Here is an 18,417-nt window from a genome sequence, read left to right on the forward strand (position 1 = left end):
TCAGGAGCCGCAGCCACCGCCGCCACCGCAGCTCGACGAGGACGACCCGCAACTGGACGAGGACGACCCGCAGCTCGACGAGGAGGAGCCGCAACTGCTGGAGCCGGAGCCGCAGCTGGAGGACGAGGATCCGCAGCTGCTGCTGCTTCCCCCGCAGCCGGAGGAGCCGGAGTGGGAGGAGCCGCACCAGGCCGTGGAGCCCCCGCAGGAGGACCCGGACGAGCTGCACGAGCTGGGGGGAAAGCTGCTGGAGGAGCCCGTCGAGGAGGAGGCGGCGTAGGAGCTCGCGGCGGCCGACTTCATCGCCTCGTCCTGGGCGGCCGCGGCCAGCATCGCGGACTGCAGCTCGTCGTCCTCCAGCCCGGCGGCGGCCAGCCCGCCGAGCGCGAGGGCGCCCAGCAGCACGCCGCCGGTCGTCTTCGGCGACAGGCCGGCGCTCGGCGTCCACGGCGTGCCGACCTTCATCAGGGAGAGCTGGCGCCGCCCGGCCGGGGTGATCCGGCCCTTGACCGGCCAGGTGACGAGCAGGCTCATCCCGCCGAAGACCAGGAGCACCACCGGGACCCACGGCGCGGGGCGGTCGGAGCCGGCGCCGCCGTCGTCCAGCACGTGGGCGAGGACGGTCGAGACGGCGACGCCGAGCAGCGCGAGCCAGAGCAGCCGCCGGGCGGTGCGGGCCCGCCGCAGCCGCTCGGGGCGGCGCATCAGGCCGCGGTCGGCGAGCCGGTTGCCGATCTCCTGCACGGCGGCGGAGCGCATCACGGCCCGGCGCAGCGGGGCGAGTTCACGGCTGCCGCCCGGGCCGACGGCGTCCAGGACGGCCTGGTCGACGGCGTCGTACGGCTTGTGCCCGGTGAGGGTGACCAGGCCGGCGCGGCTGATCACGGCCCGCTCGGAGAGGTGCATCCGGATCAGGGCGGTGTCGAAGACCCGGCCGGGGCCGCCGGACAGGAAGGCGGTGTCCATCAGCGGCAGGCCGCGGCCCGGCAGGCCCCGGACGTGTGTGACGTGGCCGACCCGATGCTTGGTCCGGGACGCGTACAGCGAGGCCGCCACCAGCAGGACGGCGGGGATGACGAAGTAGGTGTTGTGCCACATGGGCGGGTTCCCCCCGAAGGTGTGCGGTGAAGACGGGTGCTCAGCGCCTGCTCAGCGCCTGCTCAGTGCCTGCTCAGTGCCGCAGGGCTCGGCGCAGGCGGGCGAACGCGCCGGGCGGCCGCTCGGTGGCCGGGTGGAGCCACTGTTCCAGGGCCCGGCGGTGGTCGGCGGCGAGCGGGCCGCCGTCGGCGAGTGCCCAGGCGGCGAAGGCCCGGGCGTCGGTGCGGTAGCCGCCGGTCTGCGGGTGCCGGCGGGCGTAGTCGAGGAACAGCGGCCCGTACGGCCGGCCGAGCAGGCGGGGCAGTTCGGGGGCCACCTTGGCGACGGTGTCCCGCCGTTTGGTGGCCAGGCCGGTGGACTGGGCGCGGACCTGGTCCGGGTCGAAGCCGGGCGGGACTGGCCCGCCGGCCACCAGGGCGGCGAGCAGGTCCTCCTGGCGCCGCGCCAGCCGGGCGCGGGTGCCGCTCGGGCACGCGCCCGCCGCGGTCTCCCGGGGCTCGGTGCGGGGGGCCGGTGGGGCCGTCCGCGGGGTGCTCCCCTCCAGCACCCGGCGGATGGCGTCCAGTTCGCCGGCCAGCTCGCTGGGCGGCGGGAAGGCGGCGTCCCGTTCCAGCAGGACGCCGGGTGGTGCGACCCGTGCGCAGAGTTCGGCCAGGACCTCCAGCACCGGTTCGGTGACGGGGTGGGCGTGGGTGTCGTGCCAGACGCCGTCGACCAGGGTGCCGCCGGCGACGTGGACGTAGGCGAGCGCCTCCAGCGGCAGGCGGTCCAGTTCGGCGGCCGGGTCGATGCCGAGGTTGACCCGGTTGGTGTGCAGGTTGGCGACGTCGATCAGCAGCCGGACGCCGGTCCGCTCGACCAGTTCGGCGAGGAACTGCCCCTCGGTCAGCTCGTCGTCGGGCCAGGCCAGCTGGGCGGCGATGTTCTCCAGCGCGAGCGGCACCGGGAGGTGGTCCTGGGCGATCCGGACGTTCTCGGCGATCACCCGCAGCGAGTCCCGGGTGCGGGGGACGGGCAGCAGGTGGCCGGCCTCCAGGCCGCCGGCCCGGACGAACGCCAGGTGCTCGGTGACCAGCGGGGAGCCGAGGGCGAGCGCCGCCCCGGCGAGCTTGGCGAGCCGGGCGGGGTCGGGCAGGTCGGCGCCGCCGAGGCCGAGCGCCACGCCGTGCGGGATGACGGTGACGCCGCGGGCGCGCAGGACCTTCAGGGACTCGGGCAGGTGGTCGGCGCAGATGTTCTCGGCGACCACCTCGACCCAGTCCAGGCCGGGTTGGCGTTCGACGACGGTGTCGATCTCGCTGCGCCAGCCGAGGCCGACGCCGAGGCGGGGTGCGCCGCCCCGCGCCGGGGTGGCGGAGCCGGGCAGGTCCAGGGCAGGGGAGGTCATCGGTTCGCCCCCTTTCGGAGGGCCGGGTGGGGAGGCCGTCGGGTGGTGCGGGCTTCGTCGCCAGGACCGCGCGGCCGTGTTGCTGAGGATGTCCCCGGGTGGGGCGGCTGCCAAGCCCCGCCCGGTCTTCTCAGAGCATTATTTGAGCTTGCCGCCGCGGGGGTGAGGGACTTTGGTCCCGAGCCGGGGCCGTTGCCGCAGGTGAGGCGCACCGGCGAGGGAAAATTCGCAGGCGCCGGACGGGCGGGCGGGGCTAGCGTGGGAACCCATGACTTCTTTGACGATCCGTGACTTCCGCCCCGACGACGCCGAGGCCGTGGCCGCCGCCCACCGGGCCGGGCGCGAGCACCTGGTGATGACCTCCGAGGCCCTGCTCTGGATGAACGGCCGGCAGAGCCCGGGCGAGCACTTCCGCACCTTCGTCGCCGAGCTGGACGGCCGGGTGGTCGGCGCGGTGCGCTGTGCGGCGGTGCTCGGGACGACGACCGCCGGCGTCGGGTACGCCAACGGCAGCGTGCTGCCGCGGTTCCGGCGGCGCGGCGCGGCCACCGCGCTGCTGGCCGCGGCCGAACGGCACCTGGCCGGGCACGGGGTGAGCGAGCTGCACACCTGGCTGGACGACGAGCCCGCCTCGCTGGCCTTCGCCGCCGCCCGGGGCTACGAGCTCGGGCGCGCGGCGCAGTTCGGCGGACGGGACTTGGCGCTGCCGCTGCCGCAGGCGCCCGTACGGCCGGCTGGCGTCGAGCTGCGCCCGGCCGCCGACTGGGCGGCCGACCCGCGCCCACTGTTCCTGGTCGAGGCGGACGCCGTCCGGGACGAGCCCGGCGAGGTGCCGATGGACGCCCTGGAGTACGAGGACTGGCTGCGGGGCGATTGGGCCCGGCCGGACCTGGACCGGGCACTGACCGTCGTCGCCGTGGTGGACGGCGAACCGGCCGCGTTCAGCATGGCGCAGACCGACGGGGTGGACCGCTACTGGTCCGCGTTCACCGCCTGCCGCCGGGGGTTCCGCGGGCGCGGGCTGAGCAAGCTGGCCAAGCTGGAGTCGCTGCGCCTGGCGGCCGGGGCGGGCTACCGGCGCGCGTACACCTCCAACGACGAGACCAATGCGCCGATGCTCGCGATCAACGCGTGGCTGGGGTACGAGCGGTGCGCCGGGGAGCGCAAGGGGATCAAGCGCTTGAAGTGACGCTGGGTGCGGCAATCCTGACGGTCGGAATTGCCGCGAGGGGGGTATTTCCGGCCACGGAGGGGACTTAACCAGGGCACACAGTTCGTGGTCGAGTCTTTCTCCGTGGGGATGATATGGAGATCCTGCTCCAGGTGTTCATCGCATCGGTTCCGGCCGTGATCGGCTTCCTCGCGGCCCGCTCCCTCGCCCGGACCAGACTGTTCCTGCGCTACGGCTTCCTGCGGGCGCTGCTGGCGCCGTACAGCCGGGTGCAGATCATCACGCCGAGCATCGAGGTCGCGGAGTTCGCCTTCACCACGGACGGCTGCCAGCTGACCAGCCGCGGGCCGAAGAACGTGCTGTTCATGCCGATGGCCGAGGCCAGGGCGATAGCGGGGCTCACCGACCTGCTGCGGAAGGTCAACCGGAAGGCGACGATCGAGCTGGTGGTGGCCGGCGCGCAGGATCCGCGGATGCCGACGTTCTCGATCGGGGGCCCGAGCGTCAACTCCTATTCCGGCGGCGTGCTGGACGCGGTGTTCCCGGATTTCGCCATCGAGTACCCGGACGAGGCCCGTGCCCGGTGGGGCGCAATGACCTTCGAGGCGCTGTACAACCCGGCCGGGGAGCTGATCCGCGACCACGGCTTCATCTTCGTGACCCGCACGCCCCGGCAGGCGCCCTGCGTCGTGCTCTGCGGGGTGTTCGCCTTCGGCTCCGCGATGGCGGTGGAGGCGTTGACCGCGGCGAGCCGCAACTCCCCGCTGGCGGCGCTCTTCCGCTCGGGGGAGAAAGGATTCGTCGCGGTGGAGGGGCGGGTGATAGGCCTGGACACCGTCGACGTCACGGTCGAGGTCTGCCGCACCCTGCCCGCGCCCCGGTCCGACGTCCCGTCGGGATTCCGGGGCGAGGTGTCCACGGGTCGTCCCGACGGTTGAGACGATTGGTCTCGACCACAGGGGGCGAAACCGGACAGCTCGGGAGAGTCTGGGGCAGTAACTCCTGGCGGCCGTACAGGTTTTGCCCCGCCCCTGACACGCTTTGGGCATAATCGCGCACATGACGATCAACCGTGCGAACGTGAGCGCGATTGCCGAGGACCTGTACGTGTGGCTCCCCCCGAAGCGGGGCTGGGGCCTGGCCAACTGCGGACTGCTGGCCTCGGCGAAGACCGCGCTCTGGATCGACACCCCCTACGACCCCACCCTGGCCGGGGAGTTCCTCGCCGCCAGCCGCCGCCTGCTGCCGGCCGGGGTCGAGGTCGACCGGGTGATCGTCACCCACGCCAACGGCGACCACCTGTGGGGCGCCGGAGTCGTCCCGGACGCCGAGGTGATCTCCACCCGCGAGGCGCTGGAGCACATCCACTACGAGCCCACCCCGCAGCAGCAGCACGCCCTCGTCGTCGGCGGCGACCCGGACTCCCCGCTCGGCGGCTACCTCAGAGAGCACTTCGGACGGTTCGACTGGTCCGCCACCGACCCCGTGCACCCGGACACCGTCTTCACCGGCGAGCTGGAACTGCGGGTGGGGGAGTACCCGGTGCAGGTGACCGGCCTGCCCGCCGCCCACACCAGCGGCGACCTGATCGTCCACCTCCCGTACCAGCGCGCCGTCTTCACCGGCGACGTGATCTTCGGCTCGACCCCCGAGTACCCCGGCGACCACCCGGTGCACTGGGCCGGCCCGCTGGAGAACGTGATCACCGCCTGCGAGCGGATCCTGGCCACCGGCGCCGAGATCTTCGTCCCCGGCCACGGCCCCGTGCTCGACCGCGACGGCGTCCGCCACCACATCGCCTACCTGACGTACGTCCGGGAGCGCGCGCACGCCCTGCACACCGCCGGGATCCCCGCGCTGGACGCCGCCCGACGGGTGATCGCCGAGCAGCGCCACCCCGAACTCGGCCTGCCCGAGCGGCTGGTGCTCACCGTCGCCGCCGAGTACCGGCACCTGGACGGCACCGAGGTGCCGAACGTCCTGGAGGCCATGGGCCAGGTCGCCCAGGTGGCCCGCGAACTCTCCGAGGACGCCGCCCGCAGCCCGCGCCCGCGCGCCGCCGCCCGGGACTGACCGCCCGCCGCGCCCCGGCCGGACCACCACCGGCCCCCGGCCCGGCAGCAGCCGACCAGCCAGGACCCCCAGAGGACTCCCGAGGACTTCGATGACGCAGATCGCGCAGATTGCGCTGATCGCCCTGGCGCTGGTCGCCGCCGCGACGGCGGGCGTGCTCGCCCGCGGCCGGGCCCGGGCCCTCACCCGGGCGGTCGCCGCCGAGACCGCCCGCGGCCACGGCGAGGAACGCGCCCGCGCCGCCGAAGGCCGGCTGGCCCGCGCCGAGCAGCAACTGCGCGAGGCGCAGGAGGCCGCCCGGCGCGCCACCGAGGAGACCCACCACGCCGAGAGCCGCTACCGGGCCGCCGAGGAGCGCACCCGGGAGGCCGAGAGCCGCGCCCGCACCGCCGAGGACGCCACCCGGGAGACCGACCAGCGGGCCGCCGCCGCGAGCACCCGGGCCGGGGAGGCCGAACGGCGGCTCACCGTCGCCGAGGAGCACACCGCCGCCCTGCTCGCCGAGATCGGCCACCTCGCCCAGGAACGGGTGGCCGCCACCGCCGTCCGGCTCAGCCACGTCAATGCCCCGCTGGTCGGCCCGCTGGACTCGCAGGCCGTCGGCCCCGAGGCCGTCCGGGCGCTGCAGTCCGTCCTGGACGCCGCCTCCGCCGCCCTCACCGACGAGCGCGAACGCGTCGACGCCGCCGCCCGCGCCGCCATGCGCGGCGCCACCTCCCGGATCCAGACGCTGCTCTACCAGATCCAGAGCCTGGTCCAGCAGCTCCAGCACGACAACGACGACCCCCGGCTGCTGGAGGTCGACTTCCGCAACGAGGTCGCGCTGCGCCGGATCCAGACCGTCGCCGTGCTCTGCGAAGCCTGGCCCGGCCTGGCCCGCACCGACTCGCCGCTCGCCGAAGTGGTGGTCGGCGCGCTCTCCCGGGTGCCCGGCTACGCCCGGATCAAGGTCGCCAACCACCTGCGCGAGCAGCGGCTCGCCGTGGTCGCCCGGGCCGCCGAGCCGCTGGCCATCACCGTCGCCGAACTCCTCGCCAACGCCTCCGCCTACTCGCACCCGGAGACCGACATCCCGGTCACCGTCCAGCAGGGCGGCCGCGGCGCGCTGGTGATCATCGACGACAGCGGCATCGGCATGGACGACGACCAGCTGCGCCGGGCCCGCCGACTGCTGGCCGGCCCGCCCGACGTCCTGCTCACCGAACTCGGCAACCCGCCCAAGACCGGCTTCGCGGTGATCGGCAAACTGGCCCGCCAGTACGGCTTCTCCTGCCACATCGAGCCCTCGCCGTACGGCGGGATGCGCACCATCCTGCGCATCCCGGCCGCGCTGGTGACCGTCGTCGACGACGAGCAGCCGCTGTCGGTGCTCACCCCGCTGCCGCTGCGGGCCGGCGCCGGCCCGGCCCCCGCGCCCACCGTCCAGGCCGTCCCGCCGATGCGCGACGCCGACGAGGGCGACGGGCCGCCCCCGCTCGCCGACCGGCACAACCAGCCGGGCCCGCACCCCGCGCCCGCCATCCACGCGGTGCCCGACGCGCCGGCCGGCCCCGCCGACCCGGTCGACGACGGCACCGGCCTGCCCAGCCGGCGGCGCCGCCGACCGGTCACCGCCGACGGCCCCGGCGCCCCCGAGCCCGCCGCCAGGCCGTCCGCCGTACCGGCCGAGCCGCCCGCCCGGGCCCCCGAGCGGACGCCCGAGCGCGCCGCCGCCCACTGGCAGGCGCTCCAGGAGGGCACCGACTCCGGCCGCGCCGCCGTGGCACAGGCCGCCCGCGGGACCAGCCCGGCCAGCGAATCCAGCCCGACCGGCGGGAGCGGCCCGACCGCGGCCGCCCGCGACACCGGTGCCCGCACCACCGTCCGTCCGCCCGCCCCGACCCCCGAAGGAGCCGAGCAGTGACCAGCACGCCCAGCCCGACCACCACCGACGAGATCTCGTGGGTGCTGACCCCGCTGCTGGAGCTGCCGGGGGTGCTGCACGCGGTCATCGCCACCGGTGACGGCCTCGTCGAGGGAGCCTCCGACGGGCTCGACCGCGCCTCCGCCGAGCGGGTCGCCGCGATGACCGCCACCGTGCACGCCGCCGCCCGAGCGTTCACCAGCGCCTTCACCGACACCGAACGGCCCCGGCTGGCCCAGACCGTCGTCGAGTCCGACCTCGGCTACGCCGTCGTCGTCCCGGCCGGGGAGAACACCTCGCTCGCCGTGTTCACCTCCCCGGAGGCCCAACTCGGCAACGTGGCCTACCAGATGCAGGTGCAGGTCGCCGCCCTGGGCCGTGCCCTCGCGAGTCCGACCCGGCAGCAGGACACCACCGTCCGATCATGACCGCCGTACCCCGCAGGCGGATGGTGCCCGCCTACCTGGCCACCGGCGGCCGCAGCCGCCCCGGCACCGCCGGCTTCGACCGGCTCACCGTGCTGTTCGCGGACCGCACCGAACCGCCCCGCGAGCTGGAACCCGAACACCAGCGGCTCTGGGAACTGCTGCGCCCCGGCGCGCTGACCGTGGTGGAGGCCGCCGCGCACCTGTGCCTGCCGGTCAGCGCCACCGTCTTCCTCGCGGCCGATCTGGTCGAGGCGGGCTGCCTGCGCGCCCGCGCGCCGATCCCGCGCGCCCAGCAGACCGACCGCTCCATCGTCGAGAGGCTCCTCGTTGGACTCCGTGCGCTCCGGTAGCCCGGCCGACCGGCCGAGCCGGGTGGGCTACCTGCCCGACCGGGACCAGACGCTGATGAAGCTGGTGGTGGCCGGCCCGTTCGGGGTCGGCAAGACGACGCTCATCCGCACCCTCTCCGAGATCGCCACCCTGCACACCGAGGAGGCGATGACCGAGACCGGACGGCCGGTGGACGACCTGGCCGGCCTGCCCGAGAAGGCCACCACCACGGTCGCCGTCGACTTCGGCCGGCTGACCCTGCCCGGCAACCTCGTGCTCTACATGTTCGGCACCCCCGGCCAGCGCCGCTTCTTCCCGCTCTGGCAGGACATCGCCCGCGGCGCCCTCGGCGCGCTGGTGCTCGCCGACACCCGCCGGCTCGCCGACTCCTTCGAGATCATGGACATGGTCGAGGAGCAGGGCCTGCCCTACGCCGTCGCCGTCAACTGCTTCCCGGACGCGCCGGTCCACTCGATCGAGGTGCTGCGCGCCCACCTGGACCTGCACCCCACCACCCCGCTGCTGCTCTGCGACGCCCGCGAGCGCGGCGCCAGCCTGGACGCGCTGATCGCGCTGGCCGAGCACGTCCTCGACGGCCTGCCCGCCGCCCCCGCGAACGCCCCCGACCCCGTAGACCAGGTAGCGACCGTCCCTGCCGCCTCCGCCGCCGAGGAACGCCCGTGACCACCGACACCCGCCCGACCCCGATCTACGGCCCGGTCTTCGCCGCCGACCCGCAACTGGTCTACGACCGGCTGCGCCGCTACGGCGCCGTCGCCCCGGTGGAGATCGCGCCCGGCGTCGAGGCCCTGCTGGTCACCGACTACCAGGCCGCCCTGGACCTGCTGCGCGACACCGACACCTTCTCCAAGGACTCCCGCGCCTGGCAGCGCACCGTCGCCCCCGACAACCCGCTGCTGCCGGTGCTCGGCTACCGCCCGACCGCCCTGTTCAGCGACGGCGAGGTCCACGCGCGCTACCGCGCGGTGATCACCGACGGCCTCGCCCTGCTCGAACCGCACCGGCTCCAGCGCCGGGTCGCCGAGGTCGCCCACCAACTGGTCGACCGCTTCGAGGCGGCCGGCACCGCCGACCTGATCGCCGAGTACGCCCGCCAGCTGCCGGCCTTCGTCCTCACCACCTGGTTCGGTGTGCCCGAGGAGCACAGCGCCCGGCTGGTCGCCGGGATCGCCGGGATGATCGAGTCCACCGAGAAGGCCGTCGTCGCGTACGGGGACCTCGTCGCGGTGGTCACCGCCATGGTCGCCGAGCGGCGCGAGCGGCCCCGGCACGACCTCACCTCCTGGTTCGTCACCCACCCGGCCGGGCTGGAGGACGACGAGGTGATCCGGCAGATCACCCTCACCATGATCGCCGGGCACGAGCCGACCACCAACCTGATCGGCAACGCCCTGCTGCGCCTGCTCACCGACGCCCGCTACGCCGGCTCCCTCATCGGCGGCGCGATGACCGCCTACCAGGCGATCGACGAGGTGCTCTGGCACGAGCCGCCGCTGGCCAACCTCTCCGCCCACTACCCGCGCTACGACATCACCTTCCACGGCCGGGAGATCCCGGCCGGCACCCTGGTGCTGGTCTCCTACGCGGCCGCCAACTCGCAGGCCGCGCCGCCCACCGACGGCACCGAGCTGCGCAGCGGCGAGAGCGCCCACCTGGCCTGGGCGGCCGGCCCGCACGGCTGCCCGGCCCGTGACCCGGCGCTGCTGATCGCGATCACCGCGATCGAGCAGCTGACCAGCCGGCTCAGCGACCTGGAACTGGCCACCCCGGCCGAGGACCTGCTCTGGCGCCCCGGCCCGTTCCACCGGGCCCTGGTCCACCTCCCGGTCCGCTTCGCCCCGACGGCCTGAGCCCCGGTGCTCTGAGTGGTCCGAACCCGAGCGGTCCGAGCGGTTCGGGCCCTGGCGGCCGGGACGGACGAGGGCCCGGGTGTCCGTCCGTACGGAAACCCGGGCCCTCGCGGCGCGACCGGCCGGCGCTACTCGGCCGGCTTCAGCGTCAGCGAGACGCTGTTGATGCAGTACCGCTGGTCGGTCGGCGTGCCGTAGCCCTCGCCCTCGAAGACGTGGCCCAGGTGCCCGCCGCAGCGGGCGCAGCGCACCTCGACCCGGCGCATGCCGAGCGTGGTGTCCTCGATGTACTGGACCCGGTCCCCGGCCAGCGGCGCGTAGTACGACGGCCAGCCGCAGTGGCTGTCGAACTTGGTCTCGGAGCTGAACAGCTCCGCGCCGCAGGCCCGGCAGCCGTAGACGCCGACGGTCTTGGTGTCGGTGTACTCACCGGTGAACGGGCGCTCGGTGCCCGCCTCGCGGAGCACGTGGTACTCCTCGGGGCTCAGCTCGTCCCGCCACTCGGCCTCGGTCTTCTCGATCTCGTAGCTCATCACGGCTCCCGGTCGGGGTACGTCAGACGTTGGAGGCAACGTTCGAGAGGTGCTGCACGCTTCCCCGGATCTCCTCCAGGATGGCGGGGCCCAGGTTGGTGACGTCGCCGGCGCCCATGGTGAGCAGCAGGTCGCCGGGGCGGGCCAGGCCGGCCAGCACGGCGGGGGCGGCGGCGAAGGAGTGCTCGGCGGTGACGTCGGCGCCGGCCCGGTGGGCGGCGTCGATGATCAGCTCGCTGGTCACGCCGGGGATCGGGTCCTCGCGGGCCGGGTAGATGTCCAGCACCACCGAGGCGTCGGCCAGCGCCAGGGCCTGGCCCATCTCCTCGGCGAGCTGCTGGGTGCGGCTGAACAGGTGCGGCTGGAAGACCACCAGCACCCGGCCCTCGCCCTCCAGACCCTCCCGGATCGCCTCCAGGTCGGCGGTCATCTCGGTGGGGTGGTGGGCGTAGGAGTCGATCACCTGGACGCCGCCGGCCTCGCCCTTGAGCTGGAGGCGGCGCCGCACGCCGGTGTAGGCGCCGAGGGCCTTGGCCAGGTCGGCGGCCGGGACGCCCAGCGCGACGCCGGCGGCCAGCGCGGAGACCGCGTTGTGCGCGTAGTGCCGGCCGGGCACCGAGACGGTGAAGGACAGCTCGGCGCCGTCCAGCTCGACGGTGACCTCGCTGGTCATGCCGCGGGCGACCACCGAGCGGACCCGGACGTCGGCGTCCTCGGCGGCGCCGACGGTCACCACGGTGAGGCCCTCGCGGCCGGCCACCCGGGCGGTCAGCTCGCGGGCGCCGTCGTGGTCGGCGGAGACCACCAGGGTGCCGCCGGGGGTGATCCGGCCGACGAAGGTCTCGAAGGACTCGTAGATCTCCTCGATCGAGGCGTAGTTGGCGTGGTGGTCCAGCTCCACGTTGAGCACGATCGCCACCTCGGGCGCGTACTTGTGGAAGCTGCGGTCGCTCTCGTCGGCCTCGGCGACGAAGATCTCGCCGGCGCCGTGGTGGGCGTTGGAGCCGGGCGTGTCGAGGTCGCCGCCGATCGCGTAGGACGGGTCCAGGCCCAGCTCGCCGAGGGCGACGGCGAGCATGCTGGTGGTGGTGGTCTTGCCGTGGGTGCCGGCCACCGCCAGCGCCCGGCGGCCGCCCATCAGGGCGGCCAGCGCGTCGGAGCGGTGCACCACCGGGATGCCGCGCTCGTGGGCGGCGGCCAGCTCCGGGTTGTCGGCGCGGATCGCGCTGGAGACCACCACGCTGCTGGTGCCGTCCGGCACGTGCTCGGCGGCGTGGCCGACGTGCACGGTCGCGCCGAGGGCGCGCAGCGCGAGGACGGTCTCGGACTCCTTGGAGTCGCTGCCGGAGACGCTGGCGCCGCGCACCGCGAGGATCTTCGCCAGGCCGGACATCCCGGCGCCGCCGATGCCGATGAAGTGCGGGGCGTGCAGGTCGTGCGCGGCGTCGTTCAAGGCGGGGCTCCGTAGGGCGGGGGCGGAATGGTCGGGCGGACGGGATGGGGAATCGTCCTCGCGGGCGGACCGCAAGGACGATTCTGCACCACCGGCCGGGATCCCTAGGAGTCGCTGGCGAACAGCCGCAGCACCGGGACCCCCACCTTGTGCCGGGCCTGGGAGGCCCAGTCGCGGTGGAAGAACTCCTCCACGAAGTGCGGTGAGGTGAGCACCACCACCTCGTCCGCGCGGTGCTCCTCGACCGCCGTCCGCAGCCGGTCCAGCGGCTTCTCCTCGACCAGCTCGCCGACCGCCTCGGCCCCGGCCGCGCGCAGGTGGCGCAGGCTGTGTTCGAGCGACTCGGTGGCCACGGTCGGCCCGGACTCGGACTCGTCGTGCTCGTGCACCACCTTGTCGAGGTGGCCGAGCGCCACGTCGTCCAGCGCCCGCAGCAGCTCGTCCTGCTTGCCGCGCGGCTGCATCAGGACGACGAAGGAGACCTTCTCGTCGCTGTGGAGCGTGGTGACGAGTTCCACGTCCGCGTCGGAGAGAGCCTTTTCGATCATCAGTACCGTCTTGAACACGTGAGTCCCTTCCAGTGGCCGGCCCCCGGGCCCCGGCATCGCATTAACGGGATCACGACCCGTCGGTCACGGGGTCGGCGGACGCAGGTAGCGGGTGAAGAGGAATCCTTTCTGCTCGATCAATGAGACCAGCCGCATCCGCTGCACGTCAGGCATTTGCGCATCGCGGATGATGCGCGGCGCGTCGCCGCCCGTGATCAGCGGAGCCAGCGACAGGCACAACTCGTCCAGCAGACCCGCCGCCGCCAGCTGTCCCAGCAGCCGCGGGCCGCCCTCGCTCAGCAACCGCGTCCAGCCCCGCTCCGCCAGCGCCGACACGCCTGCCCGCAGGTCCACCGACCCCTCCCCGGCGAGCACCAGGTCGGCCACCTCGGCGACCGCCCGGCGGCGCTCCTCGGGCGCGTCCGCGGTGGTGATCACCACCGTCCTGACCAGCGGGGCGGTGAACAGCGGCGCGGTCAGGTCCAGGGTCAGCGAGCGGCTCACGATCGCGATCGCCGGAGCCGGGGCCTGCCCGGCCGCCGCCCGCGCCGCCGCGAACTCGGCCCGGGTCCGGGCCGGCCGGTAGCCCTCCGCGCGGACCGTCTCCGCGCCCACCAGCACCACGTCCGACAGCGCGCGCAGCACACCGAAGATCCGCTTGTCGGCGTCCCCGGACAGGCCCTCCGAGAGGCCCTCCAGCCTCGCCCCGCCGTCCAGACCGGCCACCATGTTGGCGCGCAGCCAGGGCCGCCCCCGATTCACCTGGTCGGGGTACGCGTAGACGGCGGCGAGCGACTCCAGCGAGGCCGGGTCGGCGACCGGCTCGCCCAGCGGGCTGATCAACTGTTGCATGCCCTCAGTCTTCCACCGGCCGCCGTCCCGAGGCGCTCTGCACCAGGCGTACCCTCTACTAACGTGCCAGCAGCCCCCCGCCCCGACACCGCGACCGAGTCCATAGCCGCCGCGAGCGCGGCCGGCTCCCCGATCGCGCTCGCCGACCGCCGCCCCGTCGTGCCCGCCGAGCGGCTGGTCGCCGAGATGGTCCCGCCGCCCCGGTTCTCCGACGTGAGCTTCGGGACGTACATTCCGGACCCGAACCAGCCCAGCCAGTACGAGGCCGTCCAGGTCCTGGAGCAGTTCGCCACCACCCTCGGCGGGGGAAACGGTTCCGCGCCCAAGCGCAGCTGGTTCCGCCGCTCAGCCCCGGCGCCCACCGGCCCGGCCGGCGTGTACCTCGACGGCGGCTACGGCGTCGGCAAGACCCACCTGCTCGCCTCGCTCTGGCACGCCGCCCCCGGCCCCAAGGCCTTCGGCACCTTCGTCGAGCTGACCAACCTGGTCGGTGCGCTCGGCTTCCAGCAGGCCGTCCGGACCCTCTCCGAGCACACGCTGCTGTGCATCGACGAGTTCGAGCTCGACGACCCGGGCGACACCGTCCTGGTCTCCACGCTGCTCACCCGCCTCGTCGACAACGGCGTCAAGCTCTGCGCCACCTCGAACACCCTGCCGGAGAAGCTCGGCGAGGGCCGCTTCGCCGCCGCCGACTTCCTGCGCGAGATCCAGGGCCTGTCCGCGCACTTCCGCCCGATGCGGATCGACGGCCAGGACTACCGCCACCGCGGCCTCCCGGACGCCCCGCCGCCCTACCCCGACGCGGCCGTCGACGCCGTCGCCGCCCGCACCCCCGGCGCCTCCCTGGACGACTTCGACACCCTCCTCGCCCACCTCTCCGCGGTCCACCCCAGCCGCTACGGCGCGCTGCTCGACGACGTCACCGCCGTCTGCCTGCGCGGCGTCCGCCAGGTCGACGACCAGTCCACCGCCCTGCGCCTGGTCGTCCTCGCCGACCGCATGTACGACCGCGAGCTCCCCATCACCGCCTCCGGCCTCCCCTTCGACCAGGTCTTCCCCGACGACATGCTCCGCGGCGGCTACCGCAAGAAGTACCTCCGCGCCATCTCCCGCCTGGTCGCCCTCGCCCGCGACAGCGCGAAGACCTGACCCCGTAACCCCCGCCCCGGCCGGGCGTTGCTCCCTAGCGGAGCAGAGGGGGGGACGCATGGCCGGTGGCGGGTGAGGCCGAGCATCTGCCCGCCGCCGACCACGACGTCTATGACCGGGAGGAGCAGCGGTGAGCAGCGGTTATCACACGCGGTGGGTCGTGCCGCCGGAGCATCGGGAGAGCGAGCAGTACCGGGCGGCTGGGCGGCGGATGGCGCTGGCCGAGGCCGTGTACGCCCGCCGATCCGCTCTCGGCTGGACGCTCGCCGAACTCGCGGAGCGGGCCGGGCTGGACGAGGCGACGGTCGAGAGCATCGAGGAGAGCGGTGTCGATCCGACCCTGCCGTTGATCGAACGCCTCGCCGCCGCGTTCGACTCGGTCGTCCGCATCGACCCGGCCCGCGAGCCCGCCATGAGGTTCGAGGCGCACGCGGCCTGAGGAAGCCGCACCGCTTGTCGGTGGTGGGTCGTACGGTGGACTCGTGCGACCCATCACGAGTATTGAGCGGTCAGTGACGCCCTTCGAGGTCGTCAGTCCCTTCCAGCCGAACGGGGACCAGCCGGCGGCGATCGCCGAGTTGGAGCGGCGGATCAAGGGCGGGGAGAAGGACGTCGTCCTGCTCGGTGCCACCGGTACCGGGAAGTCGGCCACCACGGCCTGGATGATCGAGCGGCTGCAGCGGCCCACCCTGGTGATGGCGCCGAACAAGACGCTGGCCGCCCAGCTGGCGAACGAGTTCCGCGAGCTGCTGCCGAACAACGCGGTCGAGTACTTCGTCTCGTACTACGACTACTACCAGCCCGAGGCGTACGTCCCGCAGACGGACACCTACATCGAGAAGGACTCCTCGATCAACGAGGAGGTCGAGCGGCTGCGGCACTCGGCGACCAACTCGCTGCTGACCAGGCGGGACGTGATCGTGGTCGCCTCCGTCTCCTGCATCTACGGCCTCGGCACCCCGCAGGAGTACGTGGACCGGATGGTCCCGCTCAAGGTCGGCGAGGAGATCGACCGGGACGTCCTGCTGCGCCGTTTCGTGGACATCCAGTACGCCCGCAACGACGTGGCGTTCACCCGTGGCACCTTCCGGGTCCGCGGCGACACCATCGAGATCTTCCCGGTCTACGAGGAGCTGGCCGTCCGGATCGAGATGTTCGGCGACGAGATCGAGGCGCTGTACACCCTGCACCCGCTCACCGGCGAGATCATCAGCCAGGACGAGTCGGTGTACGTCTTCCCCGCCTCGCACTACGTGGCCGGTCCGGAGCGCATGGAGCGGGCGATCACCGGCATCGAGAAGGAGCTGGAGGAGACGCTCGCCCGGCAGGAGAAGCAGGGCAAGCTGCTGGAGGCCCAGCGGCTGCGCATGCGCACCACCTACGACATCGAGATGCTGCGCCAGATCGGCACCTGCTCGGGCGTCGAGAACTACTCGATGCACTTCGACGGCCGCGAGCCCGGCTCCCCGCCGAACACCCTGCTCGACTACTTCCCGGAGGACTTCCTCCTGGTCATCGACGAGTCGCACGTCACCGTCCCGCAGATCGGCGCGATGTACGAGGGTGACGCCTCGCGCAAGCGCACCCTGGTGGAGCACGGCTTCCGGCTGCCCTCCGCGATGGACAACCGCCCGCTGAAGTGGGAGGAGTTCCTGGGGCGGATCGACCAGACGGTGTACCTGTCGGCGACGCCCGGCCCGTACGAGCTGTCCCGCGGCGACGGCCAGGTCGAGCAGATCATCCGCCCGACCGGTCTGATCGACCCGGAGGTGATCGTCAAGCCGACCGAGGGCCAGATCGACGACCTGGTGCACGAGGTCCGCACGCGGGTGGAGCGGGACGAGCGCGTCCTGGTGACCACGCTGACCAAGAAGATGGCCGAGGACCTCACCGACTACATGCTCGGCCTGGACATCCGGGTCCGGTACCTGCACAGCGACGTGGACACCCTGCGCCGGGTGGAGCTGCTGCGCGAGCTGCGCGCGGGCAGGTACGACGTGCTGGTCGGCATCAACCTGCTGCGCGAGGGCCTGGACCTGCCCGAGGTGTCGCTGGTGGCGATCCTGGACGCGGACAAGGAGGGCTTCCTGCGCTCCGGCACCTCGCTGATCCAGACGATCGGGCGGGCCGCCCGAAACGTCTCGGGCCAGGTGCACATGTACGCGGACCGGATCACCCCGTCGATGGAGAAGGCGATCGACGAGACCAACCGCCGCCGGGTCGTGCAGCAGGCGTACAACAAGAAGCACGGGATCGACCCGCAGCCGCTGCGGAAGAAGATCGGCGACATCCTGGACACCCTCGCCCGCGAGGACGTGGACACCGACGAGCTGCTCTCCACCGGCTACCGCGGGGCCGCCGGGAAGGGCAAGGCCCCGGTGCCGGCCCTGGGCATGGAGCGCAAGCAGGGCGAGAGCCTGCCGGCCGCCGAGCTGGCGGAGCTGATCCAGTCGATGACGGACCGGATGCACGCGGCCGCCGCCGACCTCCAGTTCGAGGTCGCGGCCCGGCTGCGTGACGAGGTGAAGGAGCTGAAGCGGGAGCTGCGCCAGATGCGGGAGGCCGGCGTGGCCTGAGCGGGGGCCGAGGGGGCCGAGGGGGGCTGAGGGGGCCGACGGGGGTCTGAGGCGGGTCGAGGCGGCCGCCGGGCCGGGCCGGTGTGACACCGGTCAAGCCCGGCGGTGTCTCAGCCTTGCCACAATGCGGCGACCGCCGGGAGGTGCGGGGTGCCGCAGGCCCTAGGCTGGCCTGCGGCATCGACCTCGGGACGGGGTGGTGCGACAGCAACAGGGGGCCTCAGCCGGGGGACGGCACGGGGTGTTCCACCGTGGCGCCGCGCGGGGAGCGACCGCGTGGCCGGGTAGAGAGGACAACGCCGTGTCGGTGAACCTTGCCAAGGGACAGCGGGTCAGTCTCCAGAAGGGGCCGGGCGGCGCGTTGACCGTGGTCCGGATGGGCCTCGGCTGGCAGGCCGCGCCGAAGCGGGGCCTGTTCGGCAGCCGCACCAGGACGATCGACCTGGACGCGTCGGCGCTCCTGTACGCCGAGAAGACCCCGTCCGACGTGGTGTTCTTCCAGCACCTGGAGAGCACGGACGGTTCCGTCCGGCACACCGGGGACAACCTGGAGGGCGGCTCCGGCACGGAGGACGACGAGGCGATCCTGGTGGACCTGCTGCACGTGCCGGCGCACATCACCCAGGTGGTGTTCACGGTGAGCTCGTACACCGGGCAGACCTTCGCGGAGGTGCAGGGCGCCCACTGCCGGCTGGTGGACGAGACCACGGGCGAGGAGCTGGCCCGGTACGAGCTGGCCGGGGGAGGGCCGCACACCGGGCAGATCATGGCGAAGGTGTTCCGTGACGGGGCCGGCGGCTGGGAGATGCAGGCGATCGGTGCGCCGGCCAAGGGGCGGACCTTCCAGGACCTGCTGCCGGCGATCGAGCCGTACCTCTGACGGCATCCCGGACGGCATCCTGGACGGGCGCCCCGGGCGTCATCTCTGACGGTTCTTTACCTTCTTTACCTTTCCTTGGGCTTCCTGTTACTCTCGATGGCAGCGGAGGGGAGTATTCCCCCGCAGTTGTCCCCGTCATCACGGGCGCCCACGAGCGGCGCCCCG

At 73.6% G+C, this 18,417-nt stretch carries 18 protein-coding genes; 12 read left to right on the forward strand and 6 right to left on the reverse strand.

The annotated features are described in order from the left end of the window. Positions 1 to 1,098: a TIGR04222 domain-containing membrane protein gene (locus tag A6F73_RS42550; protein ID WP_063349481.1), complete on the reverse strand. Its 1,098-nt coding sequence runs from the start codon at positions 1,096 to 1,098 to the stop codon at positions 1 to 3. A 73-nt stretch (positions 1,099 to 1,171) separates the two neighbouring features. After that, complete coding sequence (locus A6F73_RS22790; RefSeq protein ID WP_063349482.1) at positions 1,172 to 2,485, reverse strand: DUF692 domain-containing protein; 1,314 nt, start codon at positions 2,483 to 2,485, stop codon at positions 1,172 to 1,174. A gap of 268 nt (positions 2,486 to 2,753) precedes the next feature. Between A6F73_RS22790 and A6F73_RS22795 the strand changes: the two genes are divergently transcribed. The 8 genes from A6F73_RS22795 to A6F73_RS22830 all read left to right on the forward strand — a co-directional run bounded on the left by A6F73_RS22795 (position 2,754) and on the right by A6F73_RS22830 (position 10,261). Continuing rightward, positions 2,754 to 3,674: a GNAT family N-acetyltransferase gene (locus A6F73_RS22795; protein ID WP_063349483.1), complete on the forward strand. Its 921-nt coding sequence runs from the start codon at positions 2,754 to 2,756 to the stop codon at positions 3,672 to 3,674. A 116-nt stretch (positions 3,675 to 3,790) separates the two neighbouring features. Beyond that, positions 3,791 to 4,594, forward strand: a complete 804-nt coding sequence (locus A6F73_RS22800) for a hypothetical protein (RefSeq protein ID WP_063349484.1) — start codon at positions 3,791 to 3,793, stop codon at positions 4,592 to 4,594. A gap of 121 nt (positions 4,595 to 4,715) precedes the next feature. Continuing rightward, positions 4,716 to 5,729 carry an MBL fold metallo-hydrolase gene (locus tag A6F73_RS22805; RefSeq protein WP_063349485.1) on the forward strand — a complete coding sequence of 338 codons (1,014 nt, stop codon included), beginning with the start codon at positions 4,716 to 4,718 and terminating at the stop codon, positions 5,727 to 5,729. 91 nt (positions 5,730 to 5,820) lie between these two features. Next, positions 5,821 to 7,632, forward strand: coding sequence for an ATP-binding protein (locus A6F73_RS22810; RefSeq protein ID WP_063349486.1), 1,812 nt, complete (start codon positions 5,821 to 5,823; stop codon positions 7,630 to 7,632). After that, positions 7,629 to 8,060, forward strand: coding sequence for a roadblock/LC7 domain-containing protein (locus A6F73_RS22815; RefSeq protein ID WP_063349487.1), 432 nt, complete (start codon positions 7,629 to 7,631; stop codon positions 8,058 to 8,060). Before A6F73_RS22810 ends, A6F73_RS22815 begins: the two co-directional genes overlap by 4 nt. Further along, positions 8,057 to 8,410 carry a DUF742 domain-containing protein gene (locus A6F73_RS22820; protein WP_063349488.1) on the forward strand — a complete coding sequence of 118 codons (354 nt, stop codon included), beginning with the start codon at positions 8,057 to 8,059 and terminating at the stop codon, positions 8,408 to 8,410. Before A6F73_RS22815 ends, A6F73_RS22820 begins: the two co-directional genes overlap by 4 nt. Before the next feature lie 55 nt (positions 8,411 to 8,465). Continuing rightward, positions 8,466 to 9,074: an ATP/GTP-binding protein gene (locus tag A6F73_RS22825; RefSeq protein WP_079136330.1), complete on the forward strand. Its 609-nt coding sequence runs from the start codon at positions 8,466 to 8,468 to the stop codon at positions 9,072 to 9,074. Continuing rightward, on the forward strand, positions 9,071 to 10,261 hold the full coding sequence (locus A6F73_RS22830) for a cytochrome P450 (RefSeq protein WP_063349490.1): 1,191 nt from the start codon (positions 9,071 to 9,073) through the stop codon (positions 10,259 to 10,261). The genes A6F73_RS22825 and A6F73_RS22830 overlap by 4 nt, the downstream gene beginning before the upstream one ends. Positions 10,262 to 10,389: 128 nt before the next feature. Here the strand turns inward: A6F73_RS22830 and msrB are convergent, their stop codons facing one another. From msrB to A6F73_RS22850, 4 genes are all read right to left on the reverse strand, one after another. Then, positions 10,390 to 10,794, reverse strand: a complete 405-nt coding sequence (gene msrB, locus A6F73_RS22835) for a peptide-methionine (R)-S-oxide reductase MsrB (RefSeq protein WP_063349491.1) — start codon at positions 10,792 to 10,794, stop codon at positions 10,390 to 10,392. A gap of 22 nt (positions 10,795 to 10,816) precedes the next feature. Further along, positions 10,817 to 12,247, reverse strand: coding sequence for a UDP-N-acetylmuramate--L-alanine ligase (murC, locus tag A6F73_RS22840; RefSeq protein WP_063349492.1), 1,431 nt, complete (start codon positions 12,245 to 12,247; stop codon positions 10,817 to 10,819). A 104-nt stretch (positions 12,248 to 12,351) separates the two neighbouring features. Further along, the gene (locus A6F73_RS22845) at positions 12,352 to 12,813 is read right to left on the reverse strand and encodes an indole-3-glycerol phosphate synthase (protein WP_107452931.1); all 462 of its coding nucleotides are present in this window, start codon (positions 12,811 to 12,813) and stop codon (positions 12,352 to 12,354) included. Between the two features lie 66 nt (positions 12,814 to 12,879). After that, entirely contained in the window at positions 12,880 to 13,647 is a 768-nt protein-coding gene (locus tag A6F73_RS22850) for a pyrimidine reductase family protein (protein WP_063349494.1), read from the reverse strand. 102 nt (positions 13,648 to 13,749) lie between these two features. On the opposite strand from A6F73_RS22850, the gene zapE reads away from it, so the two are divergent. From zapE to A6F73_RS22870, 4 genes are all read left to right on the forward strand, one after another. Continuing rightward, positions 13,750 to 14,796, forward strand: a complete 1,047-nt coding sequence (gene zapE, locus A6F73_RS22855) for a cell division protein ZapE (protein ID WP_063351439.1) — start codon at positions 13,750 to 13,752, stop codon at positions 14,794 to 14,796. A gap of 130 nt (positions 14,797 to 14,926) precedes the next feature. Beyond that, a complete protein-coding gene (locus A6F73_RS22860; protein ID WP_063349495.1) occupies positions 14,927 to 15,235 on the forward strand; it encodes a helix-turn-helix transcriptional regulator in 309 nt (102 codons plus the stop codon). A gap of 43 nt (positions 15,236 to 15,278) precedes the next feature. Next, positions 15,279 to 17,372 (forward strand): excinuclease ABC subunit UvrB, encoded by a 2,094-nt coding sequence (gene uvrB / locus A6F73_RS22865; RefSeq protein WP_063349496.1) that lies wholly within the window; start codon positions 15,279 to 15,281, stop codon positions 17,370 to 17,372. A gap of 301 nt (positions 17,373 to 17,673) precedes the next feature. Beyond that, entirely contained in the window at positions 17,674 to 18,252 is a 579-nt protein-coding gene (locus A6F73_RS22870) for a TerD family protein (protein ID WP_063349497.1), read from the forward strand. The last annotated feature ends 165 nt before the right edge of the window (positions 18,253 to 18,417 follow it).

The sequence above is a fragment of the Streptomyces sp. MJM8645 genome, from assembly GCF_001625365.1.
In the GTDB taxonomy this organism is placed as follows: domain Bacteria; phylum Actinomycetota; class Actinomycetes; order Streptomycetales; family Streptomycetaceae; genus Kitasatospora.